The organism is Pseudomonas sp. M20 (assembly GCF_045037865.1).
Lineage (GTDB): Bacteria > Pseudomonadota > Gammaproteobacteria > Pseudomonadales > Pseudomonadaceae > Aquipseudomonas.
In genome coordinates this window covers 5,371,750-5,387,662 of the sequence record NZ_CP173611.1, presented here as the reverse complement: position 1 = coordinate 5,387,662, position 15,913 = coordinate 5,371,750, and the positions used below count along the sequence as shown (strand labels likewise).

The window sequence follows — 15,913 nt, the reverse complement described above, 5'->3', positions numbered from 1 at the left end:
AAGGATGCGCAGCGCATGGAGCGCTTCTTCCGCCAGTTCGACGAAGTGTCCTTCTGTGAATGGCAGGACGCCAAGTGCCTGCGCGGCGTGCTGATCCAGAAAACCACCACGGCCTATCTCGCCTTCGACGTCGCCGGCGAAATCGTCGGTGCGGTGCTCGGCGGCATGCTCGGCAGTCGCGGCACCATCAACCATTTGGCCGTGAGCCCGCGCTATCGCAGCCAAGGCGTCGGTCAACGACTGGTTGAAGCGGCGTCGTCCGATATGAAACGGGTCGGGGTGTTACGGATGTTTCTGTTCGTCGACGATGCTAACCTCGCGGGCAAGCGTTTTTGGACTGCCCAGGGTTTTTGCGAGCCCCACGGCGAACGGACATTTGAGAGGGATCTATGAATGAAACGTCCGGCAGTGCGCCGCTGATGGTCAACCATCAGCCGTCGCGCACGTTTGCCGAAGCCAGTCCGGTAATAGCTGGCTACTTCACGGTGTCATTCGTATTCGGACTGATGGCCGTCAACGCCGGCCTGCCGATGTGGCTGCCGGTGGCAATGTGTTTGTTCGTTTACGCCGGCGCTTCGCAATTCGCCGCGCTGGCACTGATCTCCAGCGGCGCCTCGCTGACTACCATTGTGTTGACCACGTTTCTAATCAACGCGCGGCACATGCTGATGTCGGTGTATATGGCCAAGGCCCTGCGCGCCCTCGGCTTGAGCCGCATGGAGCGCTGGGCTTACGCCGGTGGCCTGACGGATGAATCCTTCGCGTTCCACAGCGTTAAACTCGGCACTGGCGCACCGGTTAACGTGCGTTATCTGATCGGCTTCAATCTGTTCTGCCACACCTCGTGGGTGCTTGGCGGTTTGCTCGGCGCAGTGTGCGCGCAGTACGCGGCGCACCTGATCAAATATCAGCTCGACTACGCCCTGACGGCGATGATGCTCTACGTGCTGGTGTCGCTGTGCAACACCCGCAACAAACTCATCGCGGCCGCCGCTGCGGTGTTGTGCATGGGCGCACTGAGCCTGGTCGGCAGTTCGCCATTCAACGTGTTTATCGCCACGTTTGTGGGCTGCGGAGTGGGTGTATGCCTGACCAAACGTTCCTGATTCTGGTGGTCGCGCTGATGATGGCCGTGACCTTTCTGCCGCGCGCCTTGCCCCTGCAAGTGAATACCGAGCACTGGCCGCCGTTTGTCGCGCGGGCGCTGGAGTACTTGCCGGTGGCGATCGTCGCTGCGATCAGTCTGACCCCCTTGTTGATCAAGGATCAGCACATACAGCTCGATCGCCCGGAATTCTATGCCGCGATTCCGACGTTGCTATGTGCGTATTTCAGCAAAAACCTCTTTCTCAGTGTGGCGGTTGGGACGGCTGCGTACATTGCGCTCGGCTCTTTCATGTAGCGGCAGATCGACGACATCATTCAACGCCTGGTTCGACAACTCCGGATTGTTCACCGCCAGGCGCACTTCGAGGAAATCCTCGAACCCGGGGAAAATCGTCAGGCCGTTTTTCTGCGCGGCCTCACGGGAGACCATGCCGACCGCATCCATCTGCGTGATCAGCGACAGCGTCAGGGTCTCGCTGCACGAATAGACCATGCGCTGGCCGTTCTCGTGATTGCCCAGCCCGGCGTCGAGAAAACGCAAAAAGCTGTGGGAATACGGACAATCTTCCGCAGGACGCACCTGAAACTTGTTGCCCAGCAACGTCAGCGGATCGTTCTCCTGCCCGCAATGCGCACCGACGACTTGTACCTGCACATCCGGCAAGACAATGCTCGGCAGACCCGGCCGCTGCGGACCGATCAGTACCGCCAGGTCGAAGTCTTCATTCTTCAGCTTGCTGAGGTTTTCCATCGACTCGGCGTAGCTGAATTCCATCTGATAATCGGGAAACACCTCGATCAGGCGCCCGATCATTCGCCGGTTGAAGTCAGCCGCCAAGGTGTTGTTCAACGCAACCTTCAACGTACGCTGCCCCGGCACTTTCAGTGCCTCGACCTTCTCTTCCATCTGTCGCGTGGCAATCAGCACTTTGTCCATATAAGGCGTCAGCTCAGTGCCTTGCGGCGTCAGCGTCAGGCCTTTGTTGGAACGTCGAAACAAGCGGAAACCGAACTGCTCTTCGACCTTGTTCAACTGCGCTGCCAAGGCCTGCACAGTCAGGCACGAATGCTCGGCTGCGGCCGACAACGAGCCGGTCTGCACGATGCGCATGAGGTTGCGTAAGGTTCTGCTATCCATGGGTAATGCCCTCTGAAGTGGGCTGGGTATTGTTGTTTACGAGACTGCCGGTCAGGCGCCATATGCTGGCTATATTCCTGTACCTGAGCATAGTTGTCGCGGGTTTAGTAGCGAATTGATGTCCTCGCCGATGGCTGGAGGCTGACACAGGATCGGGGTTTTTGGTGACGTGGGGGTGATGGGGGTCAAAAAAAGTGCGTGGTTTTGGTGCGTGAGATGGGTTTTTGTCGACGGTTTCTGGCGAAACTCTCATTCGTTTATGTATTAAAGATTAATTTGTATCCGTATCTGTACTAGGCTCATATTCAGGTACCTAATCAAGGAGGCGGCTAAATGCCCACCTCATCCCCAGCCCTCACCTCACGCGAACAACTCGACGCCCCCGAAGCCGGTCGCGTCGCGCTGAAGTTCTTCTTTAACCTCATGGAGCGTTGGGGCTGCAGCGCTGAGCAGCAACGCACATTGCTGGGCGGTGTCGGTAACACCACGTTCTATAAATACAAACACCTGCCGAACATACGTCTGCCTAACGATACCCTTGAGCGCATCTCTTATCTGATGGGCATTCACAAGGCGTTGAGCATCATCTTCAGCAACAGCCGTGAGCGCGCGTACACATGGGTCAGTAGTCCGAACACGGCGGCGCCGTTCAATGGGCAAACGGCGCTGGATTACATGCTCGCCGGACGCGTGGTCGATATCGCCGATGTGCGTCGTTACCTCGATGGGGTGCGCGGTTGAAGGCGCCAGAGATGGCTGATGTGGCTTGGCCGAGAGCCTATCGGATCGTCAACAGCAGCTTCCCGCCGATTGCGCTGTTCGAAGACGTGCTCGATCCCGAAGACCTGGAAGTTGCCTACGCAATTGAAGCGCTGACCAATGATCGTCTGATCGAGCAGGCCGGGGTTCTCGCCCGCGTGAGACCCGAAGATCGACTTTCCGGTCCCGGCTCGACTCCGGTGATGGCTGCGTTTACCCACATCGGCAAACGCAGTCGTTTCTGCGACGGCACCTTCGGCGTTTACTACGCCGCGAGCAGTCAGGCTGCTGCCATCGCCGAGACCTGTTATCACCAGGAACGATTTCTTGCGGCGACTCAGGAAGCGGATATTGAGTTGACCATGCGGACTTACGTTAATCGGGTGGTTAAACCGCTGCACGATATCCGCCACGATCACCCCGAACTGCACAATCCGGATCCGGAGGCTTACGGGCCGTCTCAGCAATTCGCCCGGCAACTGCGCGAAACCGAGTCGTGGGGGCTGCTTTACAACAGCGTTCGCCTGCCGGGCCATGAATGCATCGCGGCGTTTCGACCACCGGCAGTGTCGATCCCGAAGCAGGGTAAGCATTTGCGCTATGTGTGGAGTGCGAGTCAGCAGAAGATTTCGTTTGTGCTTGAGATCAGTCAGGTCTGAAACGCAAAAGCCCTCGCATCGGCGAGGGCCTGACACCGGTGTTTACATCAACGGCTTGTCCGGCGGCGCATCCATCACTTTCACTACATCATCGATCAGCGCTTTGCTCAATTCCTGCAAATACTGCGAGGCATAAGCGTGAAGATCAGGATCGCGCGAGATTGACGTGTCCGCAGTGAGCAGTCGTGAAATGTGAAGCAAGTGCGAGGCGTGGGAAAGGGCGGCGATTACGGGCACACCACGATTGGTGCGGAACATCGCTTGATTGGAGTGGAAGGAAAAGTGGGTGAGGCCGAGGGTTTTCAGATCTTGAGAATGGGTCATTTCGCTTCACCTTCCGTTCGAGATGGACGGGCGTGAAGTGACCGGTGTGCTGACGGATCAATGCTTTTCATTTGTTAACTCCCTGTATCAAATGAGAGCTGCCATTTCGTTCTCAGGCGAAAAGGTGGCAGCTATGCGCAGGCTGAGAAACCGGAGATACAGGAACCCGGCAGACCCGAAGGTCTCCCACGCACAGCCGCCATTACACGTGGATGCGGGCACAAAAAAGCGCCGGCAATCGTGATTTGGGGCGCTGGTGCGCCTGTATCTTACGCGGGTTCTCAGGCCCGGTCGCTGAATTGGCAGCGACGAACTGAACGGTAGCTTTGCGAGGGGCGAATGAGCAACGGTGGCTAGTAGTGGCTTGTCGTTACAACAGATTTCACAAGGCTTCGCGCCATGCATTTCGTCGATCTGTCCCTATAAACGTTTATGGTATGTTTGTACGGCGTAGCCGTATAGTCAGGTTCATGTATACAATCATCGAAACGGAAATGTTCAAGCGCTATGCAGACGCCATATGGGTCGATGGTGAGCGCCATGAATTCATAAATTGGCTTGCTGCAAATCCTCTGGCTGGTGATGTCGTGCCTGGCAGTGGAGGTTTGCGCAAGGTGCGGTGGACTCGCACCGGCATGGGTAAGCGAGGCGGTACACGTGTCATTTATTACAACACGCTTTCTGAAGGCTCGATTTGGTTGCTCATTGCCTACACCAAGGCAAAGCTCGACAACTTGCCCGTAGCCTTCCTTAAGCAACTGAAGGAGGAAATCAGCGATGGTCGATGAACTGGAGCAATTCCAGCAGGACTTGCTGGAATCTGTACGTCAGATGAAGGCTGGAAAGGCTGCGCGCGTGACTCAAGTGCCGCTCTCTGCGGCAGCAGAAGCGCGTGCCAAAGTGGGCGTTTCTCAAAGTGCGTTTGCCAAACTGATCGGTGTGAGTCTGCGGACTTTGCAGGATTGGGAGCAGGGTCGCCGGCAGCCGACGGGTGCGGCTCAAACTCTCCTTAGGGTCGCCCGCCAGCATCCGGAAGCTTTGCGGGATCTGCATCCTGCTTGATACCACTTAAAACCTTTGGGCAGACTTCTGCTACAGAAAACAACGAAGCCCCTGCATTTCTGCAGAGGCTTCGTTTTGTATGGCGTCGGCACCAAAATCGTAAAAAAGAATTCAGGTTACAACTCTCTATTAATTGAAAAACGTGGTCTGTCTCCAATTCTCCTCAGATGTACCCCATGAGAGGAATCGTGATGTTCGAATATGCGTTGGAAGTTCACGAAGAGCCGGACAGTGTCTGGTTGTCCTGCGCAGAAATTCCAGAGATGCACGCCGTTGGCGACACCCTTGAACAGGCGCTCGACAGTGCTATCGATGCCATCGAGACCGCCCTGTCGATCTACGTCGATGATCGTCGATTGATTCCGACGGGGCAGGCGGGAGAACAGAAAAGTGACGTCGTGTTGCGTCTGCCTGCGCTGACCGCGGCGAAGGTTGCGCTTTGGAATACGCTCTTGGAGTCCGGTGTGAGCAAAGCCGAACTGGCGCGTCGTCTCGGCGTGCAACGGCCGCAGGTAGATCGACTGGTGGATTTTTTGCACCACTCCAAGATCGAGAATGTTGAACGTGCGTTGCAGCAGCTTGGGCGAAGGATTTCGCTTTCGGTTGAAGCAGCGTAGGTTCCGCATTTAACGTTGGGAAACGCCGCAATAGCCTCAGCTTCAGAGAATCTGTTCGGAAAACGAGGTGTCCGGTGTTTTTTACAGCAGACTCATTAATGTTCAATTTGGTAGCTGACCGCTTTTACTTAGGCAAAGTCAGCAACCTGTCCGTAGTCTTCCTTAAGCAATTGAAGGAGGAAATCAGCGATGGTCAATGAAGTCGTCTCGTGTCTCGTCTAGGCTTCGCAGCCCGCTTTCGGCGTCTTCAAAGCTCTTCATGCAGGTTTTGCCATAGGCCGACAAGGCCAATTTGCTGCGTTGGGTGAGTTGAACGTCGGATGTACACAAGTCGATGAATAACGAGAGTGAGTGCCCTGCCTCCTCAAATGCTTCGCGGATTTCCATGGCGTTTTTTCGTTTTGACATCACTTGCTCCGTGGGCGACGTTGTCCGTGGCGAGTTTATGCGTAAATTTCCGCGTCAAAACCAACTTCGCGTATCAACTTGTAACGGATCAGCAAGCTTGAATACTGGCGGTGGGACAGTTCGAGATCTCAACGGCTGACAAGGGACTGAGTGGAGTTTCTTCAGGATTTCGTTGTTGCTCTATGGGCGAGGATTTTTGCAGGATGATGAAGTCAGGCGGTCTTGTGGTGGATTGCCGATCTATTCAAAAGATCTTTTTAGATCTTGAGAGGGGGCACCGCTCACAGGCTGAGGGACAAAGCAGTGACTGCTCGGCTATTGCGCTTCCCTATTCAAACGCCACAAACAACAAAGCCCCTGCATTTCTGCAGGGGCTTCGTTTTGCATGGTGCCGGCACCAGGAGTCGAACCCGGGACCTACTGATTACAAGTCAGTTGCTCTACCAACTGAGCTATACCGGCGTGTGGGCGACGATTATAGCGATTGGATAATTTCTGTAAACCCCTGAATTCAGACTATTTTTGCATCCGGCTGAATCAAGCCCTGCGCAGCACATTTCGCAGCGTTTGCACCGCCTTCAATGTGCGGCTGTTTTGCAGGGCTGCCAGTTGCGCTTCGGCCTGTTCGGCGCGTTGCAGAGCGTTGGTCAGTTGTTGGGCTGTGTCGACTTCGCTGGCGCTGATCGGGTGGGCGAAGGCGTGGCCTTTGCACAGTTGGAAGTTGTCGAGGTTGCACGGTGGAATGTCGAAAGCCGGTTTGAGTTGCATGTATTCGTCGGCGAGGAACCAGGTGTTGAGGCCGTCGAAGAGGATCGCTTGGTAACCGGCGTCGGTGACCAGCGGTTCCCAGGTGTGGTCGCGCTCCCATGGGGTTTCGATGACTATGATCCAAGGACGGAAACGAGTGAAGTCCATGCCGCGCAGGACGCTTTCTTCGTGGCCTTCGACGTCGATTTTCAGAAAGTGGATCGGCCGATCGGCGGCATATTGTTCGCAGATCGACGTCAGCGTACGGGCCTTCACGGTGAGGCTGCGCACGTCCATGCCTTGATCTTTGTGGAACTGGGCGATCGCCGGATCGGCTGTGGACAGGCCTGTGTCGGGGATGGCGTAGAAGGTCATTTCGCCAGGCTGGTCGCTGGCGATGCATTGCCCGGTGGCGTCGCGCGGGCGTTGCTGACAGAGGGCGTCGTGGTAGTTCTGCATCGGTTCGACGTTCACGCCTTGCCAGCCGTGGTCATAAAAGGCTTTGGTGACCGAGTCGTGATGTGGATCGTTGGCACCGACATCGATGTAGAAGCCGTGTTCGACTTGCTTGAGGGCACGCCACAAGCGGACGTCTTCAAAATTCTGCGCATAAGAAATGAACGTCACGGTCGCTTCCTGTCGGTCTGATTGTTCTTGTTTGGAGGTGCGCTAGCGGCACGCTGTGGACTTGTATAGCAAGGCTGGCGATGCGCCGCAATTATTCGCTTCGAACTGGTGAATTTCGGCGGTTATGTCGTTTTGATTGGCGGCTTATGCACAACCGGCTGGCACGAAACCGTGCTTAGGCGGTTATTTGTGGACTCGTTCTCATTTTGTTCGCAAATCGCTGTTTTATTGGTTTTTTATCAATATGAACAAAAAATGACCAGCGCTGTGAAAGGCTCGAAACAGGCATGGATATTGGATCCACGAAGAATTCATCAACAGAGTTATCCACAGGGAGTCGATGATTTATTCGTGTTCGGCCAACAGCAGCAGATTACGTGGTGTGAGGGCTGTTTCGCAGAAGGTGCCGAGGCGTACGACGTAGCCTTGTTCGACGAGGAAAAGCGCTCGATCCAGATTCAGCCAAAGCTCCAGCGGCCGTCGGAACAATCCGCGAAGCAATTCCAGATTGCGAACTTCGGCCAATCGCTGCCAACCGGCTGCTTCGAGTGCGGGCCAATCTGGCGCACCGATTGTGGATAACTCTTTGAGCGTAGCCAGATCTCGACAGTAATCAGCGAACCGTTTTTCCAGCCAGGCGCTGGGTAGGGAGGGCGTCGGCAGGTATTCGTCGACGCCGCGCACTTGCCGTTGCAGTAGGTCAAAGGCCAGACGACGGGCCATCGAAGTGTCGCGCTGACGTCGGACGCGAGCACCGGCGGTGACGGTTTCGCTCATCGGCAGTGCCAGATCTTCCAGCGAGAGTTGTAGGAGCGATGCCAGTCCGGCGTGGGACAACGGCTGATATTCGCTGCGACTGATGCGGTTGTAGCAGCAGGGCGCAATCGCCATTCGTTGGCAACCGGCAGCACTGGCCAGTTGCATCAAGCGCACATGCAGATCGCCACACGCATGCAGGGCGACGGGCGTGTGAGTCGCACTCAATACGGCTGAGGCGTCCGCCGCCAGTACGTCTTGCTCCACATGCAAAGCGTGCAACTGATGACGCTGACTCAACGCCTGCCCGCTGGCGACCAATAAAGGATCAAATTCAACGCAAGTCAGTTGCTGCCCCGAACCCAACAAGCGCCGCCCCAAGTGTCCCTTGCCCGAGCACCAGTCCAGCCAGTGCGTCGGCTGCGAGGCGAAAGACAAACGACTGGCAAACGCCTGGATCTGCTGCCACTTGCGTCCCGGCACATCGACATTCAGTCGATGGCCCGCAACTTCCAGTGCATGCCCCGGCAACTCACCAATAGCACTCAGCTCAGCCGACAACGTCGCCAATGAAGCAAACGGCTCCGGCGCATCGACAAGTTCGGCAGGTTGATTGTGAGCGTTTTCCGCGTCTTCCAGCGACCGTCCGCGTAGCCACAAGGCCAGCTCCGGGTAGGACGCTTCCCAATCAAGCGAAAGATGAGTGAACGGTCGAGGTTTCCATAGCGCCTGATGCTCAATCAAAAAAGCATCAAGCGCCGTGAAGCGGGCGAGTAAGTCCTCACCCGTCAGCACGTAGGAAGTATCAGCGCCCTTGGCAGGCATCGACGCGCAGCCAGCGCTCCAGCAGCTTGAAGCCGCGTACCAGCACGTAAGCCATCAGCAGATAGAACACGCCAGCAGCGAAGAAGATCTCCACCGGCAAGTAGGTGCGGGCAATGATCGTGCGCGCCATGCCGGTCAGTTCCAGCAGAGTCACGGTGCTGGCCAGCGCACTGGCCTTGAGCATCAGGATCACTTCGTTGCTGTAGGCCGGCAGGCCGATGCGCGCGGCACGCGGGAGGATGATGTAGAACATCGCTTTCGGCTTGGACATGCCCAAGGCCCGCGCCGCTTCGATCTCACCCGGCGGAATCGCCTGAATTGCCCCGCGCAGAATCTCGGCGATGTACGCCGCCGTGTGCAGTGTCATGGTCACTGTCGCGCACCAGAACGGATCGCGCAGGTACGGCCACAACGCGCTTTCACGCACCGCGTCGAACTGCGCCAGTCCGTAATAAACCAGGAACAGTTGAACCAGCAACGGCGTGCCACGGAAAAAGAAGATGTAGGCGTAAGGCAGCGAGCGCACGTACCACAGCTTCGAAGAGCGGGCGATGCCCAGCGGAATCGCCAGCAGCAGACCGGCAATCACGGCGATGGCGACCAGTTCCAGCGTGAGGGTCGCGCCCTGCGCCAGTTTCGGCAACCATTTGATAATGACTTCCCAGTTCATTTAAGCGCTCCTCGCAAAGCCGCGAGCGGCGCGTTTTTCCAGGAAGTGCATGCCGGTCATCGCCAGCACGGTCAGGCCCAGGTACATGATCGCGGCGACCATATAGAAGGTGAACGGTTGTTTCGACACGGTTACGCCGATTTGCGCGTGACGCATGATTTCTTCCAGACCGATCACCGAAACCAGCGCTGTGTCTTTCATCAGGATCATGAACAGATTGCCCAGGCCGGGCAGGGCAATGCGCCACATCTGCGGCATGATCAACCGGGTGAAAATCCGCCATTTCGACAGGCCCAGGGCCTGGCCGGCCTCACGGTGGCCTTTGGGAATGGCGAGAATCGCGCCGCGAAACACTTCGGTGGCGTAGGCGCCGAAGCACAGGCCGAGGGCGATCACACCGGCGGCGAAGGCGTTGAGCTGCAGGTCGGGGTTGCCGAAGAACTCACCGAGGGCGCGCATCAGGTTGACCGTACCGAAGTAGATCAACAGCACCCAGAGCAATTCCGGAACGCCACGCACCAAGGTCGAATAAGTGCCGCCAAGCCATTGCAGCGGCTTGTACGGGGAAGTCTTGGCCAAGGCGCCGAGCAGGCCGAGCACCAGTCCCAGGCACAGGGCGGTGAGAGCCAGTTGGACGGTCATCAGCGCGCCGGCAGCGAGGGCCGGGCCGAATCCGTAGAGGTCGATAATCATGGGTTTCTGTTCAAATTGCGGCAGGCAAAGTCGGGAGCCGGCGCCGTTGCATCACGGCGCCAGTCCCACAGGTCAGGATCAGTAGATGCTGAACGGGAAGTACTTGTCGTTGATCTTCTTGTAGGTACCGTCGGCGACGATTTCCTTCAGGGCAGCGTTCAGCTTCTCACGCAGAGGGTCGCCCTTACGCACAGCGATGCCGATCTTGTCGCTTTCTACGACCGGGTCACCTTTGAACTCGTAGTTCTTGCCAGCGTCGCTTTTCAGCCAGTCATAGTTGGCGTACTTGTCGGCGAGAATCGCGTCGACACGACCGGAAGTCAGGTCGAGGTAAGCGTTTTCCTGGGTGTCGTAGAGGCTGACCTTGATGTCATCGGCGTAGGTGTCTTCCAGCCAGGTACCGGCCAGGGTCGCACGCTGGGTACCGATGGTCTTGCCTTTCAGCGAGTCCTTGTCGGTTTTGAAGTCGACGTTTTTCGGGGCGATGAACTGCAGCTTGTTCGAGTAGTACGGGTCGGTGAAATCGACCGCGCCTTTACGCTCGTCGGTGATCGACAGCGAGGAGATCAGGAAGTCGAACTTTTTCGCGTTCAGGGCCGGGATGATGCCGTCCCAGTCGGAAGTGACCACGGTGCACTCGACTTTCATCTTTGCGCACAGAGCGTCGCCGATGTCTTTGTCGAAGCCGACCACGTTGCCGCTGGCGTCTTTGTTGTTGAACGGCGGGTAGGCCGCTTCGATGCCCATCTTCAGGGTTTCAGCCATGGCCCCGGCGCTGAACGCGAGGGTGACGGCGGCGGCCAGGAAGACCTTCTTGAAATTCTGCATGCATGTTGCTCCGTTAGCGGTTGCTGGACATGAATTGTTTGCAGCGCGCCGAAAGCGGGTTTTCGAACACCTGCTGAGGCGATCCTTGCTCTTCTATAAGGCCTTGGTGAAGGAACACCACTTCGCTGGAAACCTGACGGGCAAAGCCCATTTCGTGGGTCACGAGCAGCATGGTGCGGCCTTCTTCGGCCAGTGCGCGGATGACACTAAGTACTTCCTGAACCATTTCCGGGTCAAGCGCCGAGGTCGGTTCGTCGAACAGGATAACCTTCGGTTGCATCGCCAGCGTACGGGCGATTGCCGCTCGCTGTTGCTGGCCGCCGGACAGTTGCGCCGGGTAGGCGTGGCGCTTGTCGGCGATGCCGACCTTGGCCAGGAGCGCTTCGGCGACTTCGATTGCCTCGGCTTTGCTCTGGCCGAGCACGCGCCGCGGTGCCTCGATGATGTTGTCGAGGATGCTCATGTGCGGCCACAGATTAAAGTTTTGAAACACAAAACCAATCTCGGAGCGCAGGCGGTTGATCTGTTTGCCATCGGCGGCAACCAGTTCGCCATTTTTGGCGGCCTTGAGCTTGAGTTCTTCACCGGCCACCAGAATCTGGCCCTGATGCGGGTTTTCCAACAGGTTGATGCAACGCAGGAACGTGGACTTGCCGGAACCGGAGGAACCGAGGATCGAGATCACATCGCCGTCGCGGGCGGTCAGCGAGATGCCTTTGAGCACCTCAAGCTGTCCGTAGCGTTTGTGCAAGTTGCGGATTTCAAGCGCGGGCGTGGCCTCAGCCATGTGCGTTCCTCATATATGTTGCGCTCCAGCTGTTGGATGGCCGTCCTGGCGAGGCGGCCAAGCTAGCATAGCGTTTCAATGGCAGCCAACAGCGCTACGAGCGGTTAACGGGTGGCATGTGGCAGGTTGTCGCATCGGCACAGCAGACTGTCGCCCCATCAACAACCGAACGGGTGTTTGATCGTGCAGACCCGTGGGTGTCGCGTAAAAAAAGGCGCGATGTTGCCAGCTTTGGCGGGGTGTTGGAAGCGCTATCCGGCCGAACGTTCCTGATTCGCCCTTTTATTGTGCATCCCACACTTTTTCAGTGTGTTTCTGGTGCGCGAATTCGTCTTGAAAGTGAGTCGCAGGGTAACGTTCTGGCGAATAGCCATTAATCTCAAGGACTTGCGATGACTGTCCGGTCGCGCGCAAAGCCGCAGTTCAGAAGAGTTTGAAACATTTTGGCGCATTTATTGCGTGCAGAATCCGGAACGCCCTGTTGGTTTCTTTTTACGAGAGAGAAAACACCAGGCAGGACGGACTGGATCGCTTTCCTTGCAAAGGTAGTTTCGATGAGCAGTACTCCAAGCTCCAATGGCCTCGAACAGGGGCTCAAACCGCGTCATGTGACCATGTTGTCGATCGCCGGTGTGATCGGCGCCGGTCTGTTCGTTGGCTCCGGCCACGCCATCGCGGCCGCCGGCCCCGCCGTGCTGCTGGCTTACGCCGCCGCCGGCACGCTGGTGGTGTTGGTGATGCGCATGCTCGGCGAAATGGCTGTTGCCTCGCCGGACACCGGTTCGTTTTCGACTTACGCCGACCGTGCCATCGGGCACTGGGCCGGTTTCACCATCGGCTGGTTGTACTGGTGGTTCTGGGTCTTGGTGATTCCACTGGAAGCCAACGCCGCCGCAACCATCCTCCATGCATGGTTCCCTGATGTCGGCATCTGGGCGTTCGCGCTGGTCATCACCCTGCTGCTGACCGTCACTAATCTGTTCAGCGTGAAGAATTACGGCGAGTTCGAATTCTGGTTCGCGCTGATCAAAGTGCTGGCGATCATCGGCTTCATCATCCTCGGCCTTGCGGCGATCTTCGGTTTCCTGCCGAACAGCCAGGTCAGCGGCGTTTCGCACCTGTTCGACAGCGGCGGCTTCCTGCCTAACGGCATGGGCGCGGTATTGGGCGCGATCCTGACCACCATGTTCTCCTTCATGGGGACCGAAATCGTGACCATCGCGGCCGCGGAATCGAAGAACCCGGGCAAGCAGATCTCCAAGGCCACCAATTCGGTGATCTGGCGGATCGGTCTGTTCTACCTCGTATCGATCTTCATCGTTGTGGCCCTGGTGCCATGGAATGATCCTACGCTGGCGAACCTCGGTTCCTACCAGACTGTGCTCGAGCGCATGGGCATCCCGAACGCCAAGATGATCGTCGACATCGTGGTACTGGTCGCGGTGACCAGTTGCCTGAACTCGGCGCTGTACACCTCGTCGCGCATGCTCTTCTCCCTCGGCAAGCGTGGTGATGCACCGGCCATGTCGACCCGTACCAACAAGAGCGGCACGCCTTACTGGGCGGTCATGCTGTCGACTGGCGCAGCATTCCTGTGCACCTTCGCCAACTACGTGGCCCCGGCGGCGGTGTTCGAATTCCTGCTGGCCAGCTCCGGCGCCATCGCACTGTTGGTGTATCTGGTGATCGCCTTCTCGCAACTGCGTATGCGTAAACAACGCATGGCGCGCGGCGAGAAAATCGTCTTCAGCATGTGGCTGTTCCCGGGCCTGACCTACGCGGTGATCATCTTCATCGTCGCGGCCCTGACCATCATGCTGTTCCAGGAAGCGCACCGCGTGGAGATTCTTGCAACCGGTCTGCTGAGCCTGATGGTGGTGGCTGCCGGTTTGCTGGTGGCGCGTCGTCGCAAGCTGGAAAAACGTGGCGCGGTGGTATTGAACTGATCCGTAACGCGTAATGCAAAACGGCCGCTGTCAGTGATGACTAGCGGCCGTTTTTGTTTACGAGCGTTGTTTATTCGCTCTTGTCTTCCTGGGTGTCCACCGACTTGCCATAAGCATCCAGCGCCACCCCGAAATCGGTGATGAACTGTGGCTCGCTCAGCCAGGCCTGGGCCTCTTCGATCGTTACGCCTTCGGCCCACATGCGGTAGTCGATCAGCATGTCGGCGGCCAGGTGGGTGGCGGCCATGCCTTCGTTGTCGGCGTTTTCCATGTCCAGCAGCTCTGGATGGTCAACGATGACGAACGCCAGTTCGCGCAGCAGGGTCAGCAGCATCTCGTTGCGACTGATGGCTTCGGCGTCGCGCATTTTGCTGAACATCGCCAGGGTGTATTCCGGGATCGGCTCGGCGAGGTGGTCGAGATCTTCGTCCTGCTCCAGCGGCTTGCGGCCGACCATACGGATTTGCTTGGCTTTGGCCTTGGCGCGTTTGGCGCGTTTCTGTTGTTTGTTCAGGGATGCCATGGGAGCTCAGTTCTTCTGTTGGGTTTGCGCGGCGATCGCGTCGGACGCCGCCACATAGTCGGCCTGGAAGGCCGGGGACTCGATCCACGCCAGCGCGCCGGCTTCGTCGGTTTCCTGCGACCACTGGCGATACTCGATCAACGCAGCGAGGATGAAATCCATCGCGCCTTCTTCGCCCTCCTGTTCGTAAACCAGTTCCAGCAACGGGTCTTCGAGGAACGCGCTGCACAGCGCTTGCTGGCTGATCTTCTCGGCGTCGATCATTTTCTTGAACAGCTCGGTCAGGTCCACCGATTCGAAGTCGATGCGATCATCGTTCGGGTCTAGCTCGACCGGCGCTTCGGCGCGTTTGGTGCGGTTCTGCTTGGCCTTGGCTTTGGCTCGGGTGGCGCGTTTCTGCTGCTTGTTGGCGGAGGCCATGATGTGTTCCGTCGTGCGTTGAGAGGGCTCAGCTGCGCGGGACTTGCCGCCCGGGTGTGTCGGGGGCCAGTGCGCCGGTTTGCAGCCAGGTCAGAGCGATGGGCCATAGTGTGGCTTGGTATGCGCTGCGAAAAAAGGCGAAATGTCCGACTTGTTGTTCGCCGATGTCCTGCGGCTCGATGCGCAGGTGGGTTTTTCGGGCATTGCTGAAGTAATCGAGCAGGCGTTCGATGGCCGCAATTGTGCCGTAAGGGTCGTCGCTGATGCTGATGGCTAAGGTCTGCGCGCGAACATTGGAAAAGGGCAGGGTGCCGTTCTTTTTCATCAACGCGCGACCACTGGGGCGCTCTTCGTAACGCGCAGCAGGCGTGCTCCAGTCGCATACAACGCCGGTCGGCGTATCTTCCAGCCAGCCGAGTCGCTTGCCGGGGAAGAAGCCGCAGAACAGCGCCAGTAACGGCATCACCACATGCCATTTGCCGAGCATGCGCCAGCGATGCTCGGGGGCGTAATCGCGCCAGTAGGCGAACTGCGCACCAACGGTGACCAGCCGTCGGATAACCTGCCCGGACTCGCCCAGACCTGCCGCACAACCGCCAAAACTGTGGCCGACCACATCGATGGGTTGGCTGGGAAACTCTCGTTGCGCGCGTTTGAGCATCGCTTCGAAATCCAGTGCGCCCCAATCTGTCCACGAGGCGTTCAAGCCTTTGATCGAAGTGGACCGCGATTCGCCGATGCCGCGGTAGTCGTAGGTCATAACGTCAAAGCCGTTTGCGAACAGATAAGCCGCGAAACGCGAGTAGTGGCGGCAACGTACCGACGTGGCGGCGCTGATGATCACTACTGGGCGTTGGCTATCAGGCAAGAACTGACGCCAGGTGAAACCGCCAAGTGCAAAGCCGTCGGCGGCAGCTTCTTTGAAAGGCTCACCTTGCTCAGCAGTCAAGGTTGGCGACCCTGACTGCATGTCTTGCCTTGCGGGCGTGTCCTGACAGCTCATGACGCTCGACCTGG

21 protein-coding genes and 1 tRNA gene are annotated in these 15,913 nt (G+C 57.7%); 9 read left to right on the top strand and 13 right to left on the bottom strand.

Annotated features, from left to right (window positions below):
* Nucleotides 1-15: 15 nt before the first annotated feature.
* From ACI514_RS23880 to ACI514_RS23870, 3 genes are read left to right on the top strand one after another with little or no spacing between them, the layout of a single operon-like run.
* Nucleotides 16-393, top strand: coding sequence for a GNAT family N-acetyltransferase (locus tag ACI514_RS23880; protein ID WP_008080517.1), 378 nt, complete (start codon nucleotides 16-18; stop codon nucleotides 391-393).
* Nucleotides 390-1,106 carry an AzlC family ABC transporter permease gene (locus ACI514_RS23875; RefSeq protein WP_160054804.1) on the top strand — a complete coding sequence of 239 codons (717 nt, stop codon included), beginning with the start codon at nucleotides 390-392 and terminating at the stop codon, nucleotides 1,104-1,106. Before ACI514_RS23880 ends, ACI514_RS23875 begins: the two co-directional genes overlap by 4 nt.
* Entirely contained in the window at nucleotides 1,085-1,402 is a 318-nt protein-coding gene (locus ACI514_RS23870; RefSeq protein ID WP_007952614.1) for an AzlD domain-containing protein, read from the top strand. The genes ACI514_RS23875 and ACI514_RS23870 overlap by 22 nt, the downstream gene beginning before the upstream one ends.
* Here the strand turns inward: ACI514_RS23870 and ACI514_RS23865 are convergent.
* A complete protein-coding gene (locus ACI514_RS23865; protein WP_093430009.1) occupies nucleotides 1,319-2,245 on the bottom strand; it encodes a LysR family transcriptional regulator in 927 nt (308 codons plus the stop codon). The two genes, ACI514_RS23870 and ACI514_RS23865, sit on opposite strands and share 84 nt — an antisense overlap.
* A 333-nt stretch (nucleotides 2,246-2,578) precedes the next feature.
* Between ACI514_RS23865 and ACI514_RS23860 the strand changes: the two genes are divergently transcribed.
* Nucleotides 2,579-2,986 (top strand): MbcA/ParS/Xre antitoxin family protein, encoded by a 408-nt coding sequence (locus ACI514_RS23860; RefSeq protein WP_134176230.1) that lies wholly within the window; start codon nucleotides 2,579-2,581, stop codon nucleotides 2,984-2,986.
* An 11-nt stretch (nucleotides 2,987-2,997) separates the two neighbouring features.
* Nucleotides 2,998-3,663 (top strand): RES family NAD+ phosphorylase, encoded by a 666-nt coding sequence (locus tag ACI514_RS23855; protein WP_405122495.1) that lies wholly within the window; start codon nucleotides 2,998-3,000, stop codon nucleotides 3,661-3,663.
* A 42-nt stretch (nucleotides 3,664-3,705) separates the two neighbouring features.
* Here ACI514_RS23855 and ACI514_RS23850 read toward each other — a convergent pair whose 3' ends face one another.
* Complete coding sequence (locus ACI514_RS23850) at nucleotides 3,706-3,987, bottom strand: DUF3077 domain-containing protein (protein WP_102899568.1); 282 nt, start codon at nucleotides 3,985-3,987, stop codon at nucleotides 3,706-3,708.
* A 470-nt stretch (nucleotides 3,988-4,457) separates the two neighbouring features.
* On the opposite strand from ACI514_RS23850, the gene ACI514_RS23845 reads away from it, so the two are divergent.
* The 3 genes from ACI514_RS23845 to ACI514_RS23835 all read left to right on the top strand — a co-directional run bounded on the left by ACI514_RS23845 (nucleotide 4,458) and on the right by ACI514_RS23835 (nucleotide 5,666).
* Nucleotides 4,458-4,775 carry a hypothetical protein gene (locus ACI514_RS23845; protein ID WP_007909143.1) on the top strand — a complete coding sequence of 106 codons (318 nt, stop codon included), beginning with the start codon at nucleotides 4,458-4,460 and terminating at the stop codon, nucleotides 4,773-4,775.
* Nucleotides 4,765-5,049: a DNA-binding transcriptional regulator gene (locus ACI514_RS23840; RefSeq protein ID WP_186620725.1), complete on the top strand. Its 285-nt coding sequence runs from the start codon at nucleotides 4,765-4,767 to the stop codon at nucleotides 5,047-5,049. Before ACI514_RS23845 ends, ACI514_RS23840 begins: the two co-directional genes overlap by 11 nt.
* Nucleotides 5,050-5,240: 191 nt before the next feature.
* Nucleotides 5,241-5,666 carry a type II toxin-antitoxin system HicB family antitoxin gene (locus ACI514_RS23835; RefSeq protein ID WP_186620723.1) on the top strand — a complete coding sequence of 142 codons (426 nt, stop codon included), beginning with the start codon at nucleotides 5,241-5,243 and terminating at the stop codon, nucleotides 5,664-5,666.
* Between the two features lie 183 nt (nucleotides 5,667-5,849).
* On the opposite strand, the gene ACI514_RS23830 is transcribed toward ACI514_RS23835, so the two are convergent.
* The 8 genes from ACI514_RS23830 to ACI514_RS23795 all read right to left on the bottom strand — a co-directional run bounded on the left by ACI514_RS23830 (nucleotide 5,850) and on the right by ACI514_RS23795 (nucleotide 12,007).
* Nucleotides 5,850-6,074, bottom strand: coding sequence for a hypothetical protein (locus tag ACI514_RS23830; RefSeq protein ID WP_095113953.1), 225 nt, complete (start codon nucleotides 6,072-6,074; stop codon nucleotides 5,850-5,852).
* 386 nt (nucleotides 6,075-6,460) lie between these two features.
* Nucleotides 6,461-6,536 (bottom strand) — tRNA-Thr (locus tag ACI514_RS23825).
* A 75-nt stretch (nucleotides 6,537-6,611) separates the two neighbouring features.
* A complete protein-coding gene (locus tag ACI514_RS23820; protein WP_405122494.1) occupies nucleotides 6,612-7,448 on the bottom strand; it encodes an FkbM family methyltransferase in 837 nt (278 codons plus the stop codon).
* Nucleotides 7,449-7,793: 345 nt separating this feature from the next.
* Complete coding sequence (locus ACI514_RS23815; protein WP_405122493.1) at nucleotides 7,794-9,029, bottom strand: methyltransferase; 1,236 nt, start codon at nucleotides 9,027-9,029, stop codon at nucleotides 7,794-7,796.
* Nucleotides 9,010-9,699 carry an ABC transporter permease gene (locus ACI514_RS23810; RefSeq protein WP_007909164.1) on the bottom strand — a complete coding sequence of 230 codons (690 nt, stop codon included), beginning with the start codon at nucleotides 9,697-9,699 and terminating at the stop codon, nucleotides 9,010-9,012. The genes ACI514_RS23815 and ACI514_RS23810 overlap by 20 nt, the downstream gene beginning before the upstream one ends.
* Nucleotides 9,700-10,392, bottom strand: coding sequence for an ABC transporter permease (locus ACI514_RS23805; protein WP_007909165.1), 693 nt, complete (start codon nucleotides 10,390-10,392; stop codon nucleotides 9,700-9,702).
* Nucleotides 10,393-10,470: 78 nt separating this feature from the next.
* Nucleotides 10,471-11,220, bottom strand: coding sequence for an ABC transporter substrate-binding protein (locus ACI514_RS23800; RefSeq protein ID WP_008080539.1), 750 nt, complete (start codon nucleotides 11,218-11,220; stop codon nucleotides 10,471-10,473).
* A gap of 13 nt (nucleotides 11,221-11,233) precedes the next feature.
* Nucleotides 11,234-12,007: an ABC transporter ATP-binding protein gene (locus tag ACI514_RS23795; RefSeq protein ID WP_007909167.1), complete on the bottom strand. Its 774-nt coding sequence runs from the start codon at nucleotides 12,005-12,007 to the stop codon at nucleotides 11,234-11,236.
* A gap of 554 nt (nucleotides 12,008-12,561) precedes the next feature.
* On the opposite strand from ACI514_RS23795, the gene gabP reads away from it, so the two are divergent.
* A complete protein-coding gene (gene gabP / locus ACI514_RS23790) occupies nucleotides 12,562-13,953 on the top strand; it encodes a GABA permease (RefSeq protein WP_160054943.1) in 1,392 nt (463 codons plus the stop codon).
* Nucleotides 13,954-14,023: 70 nt separating this feature from the next.
* On the opposite strand, the gene ACI514_RS23785 is transcribed toward gabP, so the two are convergent.
* From ACI514_RS23785 to ACI514_RS23775, 3 genes are read right to left on the bottom strand one after another with little or no spacing between them, the layout of a single operon-like run.
* On the bottom strand, nucleotides 14,024-14,476 hold the full coding sequence (locus ACI514_RS23785; protein ID WP_405122492.1) for a hypothetical protein: 453 nt from the start codon (nucleotides 14,474-14,476) through the stop codon (nucleotides 14,024-14,026).
* Between the two features lie 6 nt (nucleotides 14,477-14,482).
* Nucleotides 14,483-14,896, bottom strand: a complete 414-nt coding sequence (locus tag ACI514_RS23780) for a hypothetical protein (protein WP_016986326.1) — start codon at nucleotides 14,894-14,896, stop codon at nucleotides 14,483-14,485.
* 28 nt (nucleotides 14,897-14,924) lie between these two features.
* On the bottom strand, nucleotides 14,925-15,899 hold the full coding sequence (locus tag ACI514_RS23775) for an alpha/beta fold hydrolase (RefSeq protein ID WP_405122491.1): 975 nt from the start codon (nucleotides 15,897-15,899) through the stop codon (nucleotides 14,925-14,927).
* Between the last annotated feature and the right edge of the window lie 14 nt (nucleotides 15,900-15,913).